6 protein-coding genes and 1 tRNA gene are annotated in these 8314 nt (G+C 46.3%); 3 read left to right on the forward strand and 4 right to left on the reverse strand.

Features of this window, described 5'->3' with window-relative positions; all coding sequences use genetic code 11:
- The 3 genes from HRU21_10375 to HRU21_10385 all read left to right on the forward strand — a co-directional run.
- Positions 1-3175, forward strand: a 3175-nt coding sequence (locus HRU21_10375) for a hypothetical protein (GenBank protein ID NRA42695.1), incomplete at its 5' end; no start/stop codon positions are given.
- Positions 3165-4820, forward strand: coding sequence for a ShlB/FhaC/HecB family hemolysin secretion/activation protein (locus tag HRU21_10380; protein NRA42696.1), 1656 nt, complete (start codon positions 3165-3167; stop codon positions 4818-4820). The genes HRU21_10375 and HRU21_10380, both read left to right, overlap by 11 nt.
- Complete coding sequence (locus HRU21_10385; GenBank protein NRA42697.1) at positions 4808-6340, forward strand: SUMF1/EgtB/PvdO family nonheme iron enzyme; 1533 nt, start codon at positions 4808-4810, stop codon at positions 6338-6340. The genes HRU21_10380 and HRU21_10385 overlap by 13 nt, the downstream gene beginning before the upstream one ends.
- A gap of 65 nt (positions 6341-6405) precedes the next feature.
- Here HRU21_10385 and HRU21_10390 read toward each other — a convergent pair.
- From HRU21_10390 to HRU21_10405, 4 genes are all read right to left on the reverse strand, one after another.
- A tRNA-Lys gene (locus tag HRU21_10390) sits at positions 6406-6481 on the reverse strand.
- 117 nt (positions 6482-6598) lie between these two features.
- Positions 6599-7288, reverse strand: a complete 690-nt coding sequence (gene queC, locus HRU21_10395; GenBank protein NRA42698.1) for a 7-cyano-7-deazaguanine synthase QueC — start codon at positions 7286-7288, stop codon at positions 6599-6601.
- A gap of 47 nt (positions 7289-7335) precedes the next feature.
- Positions 7336-7986, reverse strand: coding sequence for a 7-carboxy-7-deazaguanine synthase QueE (queE, locus tag HRU21_10400; GenBank protein NRA42699.1), 651 nt, complete (start codon positions 7984-7986; stop codon positions 7336-7338).
- A gap of 44 nt (positions 7987-8030) precedes the next feature.
- A partial coding sequence (locus tag HRU21_10405) for a tetratricopeptide repeat protein (protein NRA42700.1) occupies positions 8031-8314 on the reverse strand: 284 nt, incomplete at its 5' end.

Raw genomic sequence — 8314 nt, forward strand, 5'->3', positions numbered from 1 at the left:
TCATGCAGCAGATCAATTGATGATCGATGCCGTGACGGTCACGGCAGCAAACGGTGATGCGGTATTGAGCGGTGATCAAGTAGCGCTTGCCACAGCAGGTGCGGTGAATACCTCGGGCTTGCTGGATATCAATGCGGGTGCACAGGGTGCGGCGCTTGGTGTTTTAGCAGCAGACAGCTTAACGATTGATTCGGATCAATCGGTCGACCTTACTAATAATGTTACTGTTGTGACAACTGCAGCGATCAACGCAAATAATGATGTGACGCTAGCGGCGGCTAAGACCTTAGCCACAGCTTCTGATTTGAGCATCACGGCAGATAATCTAACTACCGCTGCAGGCTCAATGCTTGATGCCGACGGCAATGCCATTATTGCTATTGCTGATCAAGTGCAAGTTGCGACAGTGGATGTGCAAGGCGATTTAGATGTTGACGCTACGGGCCTTGCGTTTAACGAGACTGTGACAGCCAACAGCGTTGATGTGGATGCCAGCGATGATATCAGCGTGTTTGCAAATATGACAGCAGCTGCTGGTGTAGACCTTCATGCAGCAGATCAGTTGATGATCGATGCCGTTGCAATCACGGCAGCAAACGGTGATGCGGTATTGAGCGGTGATCAAGTAGCGCTTGCCACAGCAGGTGCGGTGAATACCTCGGGCTTGCTGGATATCAATGCGGGTGCACAGGGTGCGGCGCTTGGTGTTTTAGCAGCAGACAGCTTGACGATTGATTCGGATCAATCGGTCGACCTTACTAATAATGTTACTGTTGTGACAACTGCAGCGATCAACGCAAATAATGATGTGAAACTGGCCGCAGCTAAACAATTGCAAACGGGTGGCGAGGTGGTAATCGCGTCAGCAAACTTTACAGCTGGCCAGCAATCAATAATGTCTGTTGGCAGTGACGTAACCCTTAACGCAAGTGAGCTAGCAAACCTTGCAAGCCTTGATGTTGAGAATTACCTTCGCATAGATGCCAACGACCTTATATTCAATGAGGCAGTTTCAGCTGAGAATATTAACGCCAACGCTGCTTCGGTATCGATTGCCGATAATATTTTAGCGCAGCAGGATATCAATATTATTGCAGATGATGATTTATCCATTGATGCTGTGAAAGTAGCCGCTGCAAATGGTGATATAGCCATTCGTGCCAAACGGATTGGACTTGCTGGACAAGGCAAGCTAGAGGCTTACGGTCGACTGCAGGTTGATGCCGGTGAGGCTGGTGCGGTATTAGGTGAGTTAGTCGCTAATAGCTTAAGCATTAATTCAGGCCAATCAATCATTTTAAATAATGATATTGCAGTCCGCCAAGATGGTGTGATTCGAGCAGATGATAATGTCAATATTACAGGTGACAGTATTATTGCGACTGGCGATGATTTTGTTGTCAATGCTGAAAATTTTATTAGCGATGTGAGTAGTTTTATAGATGCTGATGGTAATGCTGTGATTAATATGAATGATCAGGTGCGTCTAGCTGATGTGAATGTGCAGGGTGATTTAATTGTCAGCGGTAAGTCTATTAACTTCACTGAGATAGTAAAGGCAAGACGGGTAAATGCTGAAGCAGATCAGTCTATTCAGATTGAGCAGTCTCTGACGGCAGCTGATTCGATATTCATGCAGGCAGGCGATAAGCTAGAAATTAATGCTGTTAATGTTTCAGGCGCAGCAGATGCTAACTTTAGCGCATTTAGCTTTAATGCTGATCAGGCCTCGCAGATTAAGGTAGCTGGCGATACGCAGATAAATGCAGGTTTGGGTGGCGTTAGGCTGGGACAAGTTACCACCAAAAATTTAGAAATTGAGTCACTATCGGCTGTTAATTTTAATCATAATGTAAATGTTAGCCAGAACGCTTCAATTGATGCGGCGGACGCTGTGAACATTGCGGCGTCAAAACAGATTGTTACTGGCGGTTCAATTGTCGTTATGGCAGATGCTTTCACGATGCAGGAAAATACTCAGCTACGCAGCGGTAAGCAACTGCAGATTTCCGCTATGAATGATATTCAGCTTGCTAACCTGCGCAGTGATCATAATGGCGACAATGCCTTTAATATTATTTCAGAGCAAGGCGCTATTCAGGGCCTCGCAAATGATAAATTGGTGAGCTCGGCGCACTTACAGGCAACATCAGCAAATGCCAAAGCTTATTTGCAGTCTGCCGTCGGTATTGGCGATCCACTGGTGGTTGATTTGCCATGGATTTCTGCAGAAACTATTGATGGCGATTTATACCTGATTACTGAATCTGATATAAATGCCAAATTATTAAAAGCTAGTCAGGGCGAAGTTAAAGTTAGAGCTCTAGCAGATTTAACAATTGAGGATATAGAATCTACCCAGTCCTGGCTTTGGGTTGATGGCTCGCTGGTTGCGGCAACAATGACAGCTGATTCAGCAGAACTTTCAGCAGCTGATAAGATTGATATTGATCGCTTTAACTTGACCAGTAATGGGCCATTAAATCTACACGCACCTGATATTGATATTTCTATCAACGGATCAGGCAATGAGCAAATTTTTGTCAATGCTAACGGTTTTGACCAAGGCCCCGCGGATTGGGTATCCATTGATGTTTCTAACACTGACAAATTACATATTGGCGAGCTATTAACCGGCGATGGCAATATCAAGTCATCATCAAGCTTGTTGATTGATTACGCCGAAGTTAATGGCCAGCTTGATATGAGAACACGCGATTTATATGTGAAGCTGAATAACACCGCGACAGAAGCGCTTGCAGCCGATGCGCAGATGATTACGCCATATGATAAGTTCTGGATTGATATGGATGGCCAGACGATTATTTCAAACGGTCAATTTAGTCGCTATAACTCAGCGGTGAACTTATTTTATCAGGGTTTCCGTGGCGAGTACGGCATAGAGGAAGACCGCACCTATGCTCGCTTAAGTGTTGACTATCAAGTGAATACTGCGCTGCAACTGGAAGATGTTTTGCCAGTCAGACCTAATTTAGCCTGGCTTGATCGCATTTTTAACCTAGAAAATATCATCGGTCGGGTGCGCGCTTTTGCTAGCGACTTCTCAGATGTTGACGGCTTTGAGTTTGAGCAAGAAGAAGGTGAATCAATATCTCTAGACGATGTAATTTCATTTAATCAGGAAGGTGAACAGGAAAATATTCGTGAAAGCTAAATTTTTAGGACTACTATTTAGCTTTTGTTACGCTTCTTTTTCATGGTCACAAACGGCTACGGTACCGGGTCTCCAGCCCGGTCAGGCTTTAGAAGACAAGATTAAGCAAGAGCAACGCACCAGAAAAAAGCAGAGCTTACAGAGCGAGACGCCTAGCGCGCAACAGCCTGCTGCTGAAGACTTAGAGCAAGTTGAGGATGCAGGGCCACGTTTTGAATTGAAAACGGTTCAGTTCAGCAAGTCAGCATACTTAAGTCGAGACGATTTGATTGGCGTGCTGAAAGCCTATCTTGGTCAGCAAGTGAGCTATGCTGATTTGCAACGTTTGCTTGATGATATCAATAGCTTATATCGCGAAAAAGGCATCTATACGGCAACAGCCTTACTACCTCAGCAGCAAATTAAACAGGGTGTTGTAAATATTAGCTTAGTTGAGGGTAAGCTAGAGAGCATTTTGTTTGAAGGTAACGAATATACTGAAGATGATGAAATACGCGCGTGGATTTCGCATCAAGATTCAGATCAGGTATTAAACTCGCAGCAGCTTGAAGATGAGCTGTTAGTCTATAACCGAATCAATCAACAACGTCTGCGCGCTGAATTGCAGGCGGGTGAGTCGTTTGGCGCGACAAACATTGTGATTCAAGTTGATGAGCCGGACCGTGATTATTTAGAAATTTTTGCCGATAACTGGGGTTATGAGAGCTCTGGTGAGGATGAAATTGGCTTGCTCTATCAGCGGCAAAAGCTATTTTTTGCTGGTGATCGCGCACTGGCTTACGTTTTGGCTTCAGAGGGCACACAGGCCGCAAGCTTTGGTTTAAACGCACCTATTGCAACCTCGAAATGGCGCGTCGGTTCAACACTCAGTTATACACAAACGCAAGTGGTGGGTGAAGAATTTGAGGTATTGGATACGCAGGGTGAGTCGCTGCGTTTCAGTATCGACGCTAGCCATTTAAGTTACTCGGCAGAGACATTTTGGTTGAATAGTCTTGCTACTGTTGCCTTTACTCAGTCTGAGACCGAATTAGAATCGATTGAGGGGCTTGGGCAAACGGGTAAGATTGCCGACTCCGATACCTTACAATTACAAGCCGGGGTTGAAATCAACTGGTTAGGTGATAATTGGCAGGTGAATGCGCGTGAATTGATCAATTATGCACAGTTTGATGATACGCTTGATAGTGATGATGATCAGCAATTCGTAGCTTTGCTGAGCGATTTAGATTGGCTCTACCGTTTAGACTATGGCTTTTATTTGCAGCAGCAACTCAGTTTTCAGTATACCGATAAAGAAGGCCTAAAAGGGGCATTATCGTTTACCTCAGGAGGCCCATCAACGGTAAGGGGCTATGATAATGGCGCTATATCCGGCGACACGGGTATCTACCAACAATTTGAATTGCATAATAACTGGCTTAGCAACCCACACTTCTACATGGACTGGTTTGTATTCTATGATCATGCCCTGGTCAGAACGGTTAAACAATTTGAAATCAACAGTGTTGGCGTGGGTCTCAACGTGGCAGATGGTCGCTGGGTTAATCTAAGCGTTACCGCGGGGCAGACACTTAAAGACGTACTGCCTGATCAAGAGCAGTGGGGCGTTAACGTCAGGTTGAGTTGCACATGCCTACCTTAAATTTAACACCTTTAATGATAAGCTGCATGCTGTTGATTGGCTGTGGTGAGGAGAAAGCCCTGCCGGTTGATACCTCGCCTGATGTTGAGCAAGAACAATCAGCCAAGGTCCAGTTGTCGCAGCCATTAACTGTATTAAAACAGCGAGAAGCGCGGCTGCAGAGCCTGCTGGCTCAGCTGCAAATGCTGGATAAGAAAGCTTATCTAGCGCATCAGCAGCAATATCAGGTGCTGATAAAGCAGCAATCTGCAATGCAGCTTGATTTACCTCAAGGCTTGAAGTCTGTCGATGATTTGCAGCAATCGCAGCAAACCGTATGGACTGAGCTGGCAAATACTTTTCTGAACCGGTTAGCCCAAAAGCAAGCAGCATTGTTAGCTGAGCGTCAGCAATTTCAGCAATTATATCAACTGCAGCGGCCGCCTAAAGACATCGAGCAATTAGATAGCTTATTACAGCAGTATTTTGACGCCTTACAAACCCAATTATTGGCGCATGATATGCTGCAGACAGCAGTGGATGTATCGTTAATCAAACACAATATATCTGCCTTTCAGCTTGCAAGCGTTCAGTACTCAGAAAGCTTATCGAGACATACCAAACAGGCGGAAGCGGCTTTAGCGAGCGCGCAAACAGCTGTCAAACAGCGCCGTTTGATAAGCGCATTGGCATTGCCTGCGGCTAATACTGAGGCAAGCACCGAAGCAGTTAATGAAGTAACGACTCAGGCCGATAAAGTCGAGCTGATGGCGAAACAAGCTTATGTTAATGCGGAATTTGAGCAAGCACTGCACCATTATCAGCAACTGTCTCAGGCTTTACAGCTAGCGTATCAGCAAGCACTGATAAATATTGCGATGCCGGAGACGATTTTTGTTCCTGGCGGAGAATTTATCCAAGGTGATGAATCAGGTAGCGGTCACGATGATGAACGACCAGCGGTTGCGCGTCAGGTGGATAGTTTTTATGTTGCGAAATATGAGGTGACCGAGCGTCAATATTGGGCATATTTAACCCTTACTCAGCAGGCGGTAAATGATGATTGGCGTTTGTCTCTACTGCCGGTTAGTTCAATATCATATAACCAGGCTAAACAATTTACTGATTGGTTATCGAGCCGCAGTGCGGCGCATTATCGACTGCCGATGGAGCATGAGTGGGAGTTCATCGCGAAACGAGCACAAGGCTCAGCCATACATCAGATTGCCCATTGTGAAGGCTGTAGTCATTGGGGCAATACCGGGTCATTGCCGGTTGGCAGTTTAACGGCTGATCAACTCGGGCTGTTCGATATTTTTGGGAATCTTTGGGAATGGGTCGAAGACTGTTACCAACCCTATACGTCAACAGATTTACCGATGTCAGCCGCGAATGACGATAGCAACTGTCAGACGCGCGTTGTGCGCGGCGGTTCTTGGGGTGATATGCCAAAAACCTTGCGAGCAAGCAATCGCAGCCCATTTGATGCCGACAAATCCAGCGCTAAAATTGGTTTTAGATTGGTTCGAGAGACCAGTTAAAATAAAGCAATGCGGCGCGTGCAGATCAAAAAAAACCGCTCAAAATAGAGCGGCTTTTTTGAATATGGTGGGTCGTATAGGATTCGAACCTATGACCAATTGGTTAAAAGCCAACTGCTCTACCGACTGAGCTAACGACCCGAAGGAGCTGCGTATATTAAGGATTTTTGCGCAGCTTGCAAGTTCTTTTTGAGACTTTTTTGAGGTTTCAGCATGATCAGGCCATGCTCTAGCAAGTCATTAATATTTAAAGACTTTTTAGCTGTAATATCGCGTTGGATCGGCAACTTGAGCTTGCGCAAAACCCTCTTTACGCAGCTGACAGCTCTCACATTTGCCGCAGGCTTCACCTTGGCTATTAGCTTGATAGCAAGACACGGTCATGGCATAGTCAACGCCATTGGCTATGCCAGCTTGAATGATCTCGCCCTTGCTCATATCAATCAGCGGCGCATCAATTTTAATAGACTGTTGCTCAACCCCTACGCGGGTGGCTAAATTGGCCATCTGTTCATAGGCGTGGATAAACTCGGGGCGGCAGTCTGGATAGCCCGAATAATCGACGGCGTTGACACCAATCATAATATGGTTGGCGCCCAGCACCTCAGCCCATGCCAGGGCATAAGATAAGAATACCGTATTGCGCGCGGGGACATAGGTAATAGGAATGCCGCTTTGCGGTGACTGCTCGGGAACATCGATGCTGTGGTCAGTTAAGGCTGAGCCACCAAATACGCTTAAATCGACATTCGCAACCCGGTGTGCGTTGACCTTGAAGTGATGCGACACTTCGGCTGCGGCGTTTAATTCGGCACGATGTCGCTGACCGTAGTCAAAGCTTAAGGTATAACAGTCAAAGCCCTGTGCCTTGGCGAGTGCTAAAACGGTGGATGAATCGAGGCCGCCAGAGACTAAAATGACGGCTTTTTCTGCAGAATCGCTAGGCATGTGCTTTCTCTTGATTAGTAGGCTATACAGTTAGGGCGTTAAGGCCATCAATGGCCGGGTGCATCGTCCCAGAGTATTTTGTGCAGCTGCAGCTGAAAGCGAACCGGTAAATTATCGGCGATAATCCAATCGGCTAATTCGCGCGCTGTTTGTTGTTCAAAGCTGGGCGAAAAGATCACCTCTTCGACCTTAGAATACAGCTGAAGTTCATCACATTTAAATTTTGCCCAGTCATAATCTTGACGTGAGCAAATCACAAACTTTAGCTGATCATTTTTTTGCAACAGCGGGATATTGCTGTACAGATTGCGCGACGATTCAGCCGAATCAGGTGTTTTTAGATCTAACACCACGCTAACTCTGGGGTCGATATCGGCGATATCCATCGCCCCAGACGTTTCTAATGAGACTTGATAGCCTTGCTCACACAGCAGTTTCAGTAAGGCTTTACAGTTTGGCTGGGCTAGCGGTTCACCGCCGGTAACACAGACATAGCGAGCCTGGTATTTGCCAACTTGGCTGAGAATATCGCTAAAAGAAAATGTGCTGCCGCCGTGAAACGCATATTCAGTATCGCAATATTGACAGCGCAGCGGGCAGCCGGTTAAACGCACAAAAACCGTGGCAAGGCCGAGCGTTTTCGTCTCTCCCTGCAGCGAGTAAAATATTTCGGTCAGGCGAAGCGTGTCAGATTTCATGCAGTCAGTAGCGCAGGTTTATGGCAATAGCAATGGTATTGCTACTAAGGATAGTTGAGACGCAAAAACTCACGCGCCTTATTAACCAGGCTCTGCTTCGCGGCGGCTTGATCGAATTGATAACGCTCAATTACATCCTGCAGCTGCTGTTTCGCTGCACTCTGCTCGCCTAATTGAAATTTGGATAGAGCTTGGTAGTAGGCAGCGTCGGCTGCACGTTTATCGTCAGGAAACTGAGCTAAAATCTCAGCAAATGAGGCGCTTGCCTGACTGTGCTCATCGGATTGTGCCTGTAAGCGGCCTAACCAGTAATAGCTATTGGGCAATA

The organism is Pseudomonadales bacterium, assembly GCA_013215025.1.
In the GTDB taxonomy this organism is placed as follows: Bacteria; Pseudomonadota; Gammaproteobacteria; order Pseudomonadales; family DT-91; genus DT-91.

Bases quoted from the DNA above. Each gene is read 5' to 3' on its own strand.
- HRU21_10385 (NRA42697.1), top strand. From the start codon at position 4,808: ATGCCTACCTTAAATTTAACACCTTTAATGATAAGCTGCATGCTGTTG.
- queC (NRA42698.1), bottom strand. From the start codon at position 7,288: ATGCCTAGCGATTCTGCAGAAAAAGCCGTCATTTTAGTCTCTGGCGGC.
- queE (NRA42699.1), bottom strand. From the start codon at position 7,986: ATGAAATCTGACACGCTTCGCCTGACCGAAATATTTTACTCGCTGCAG.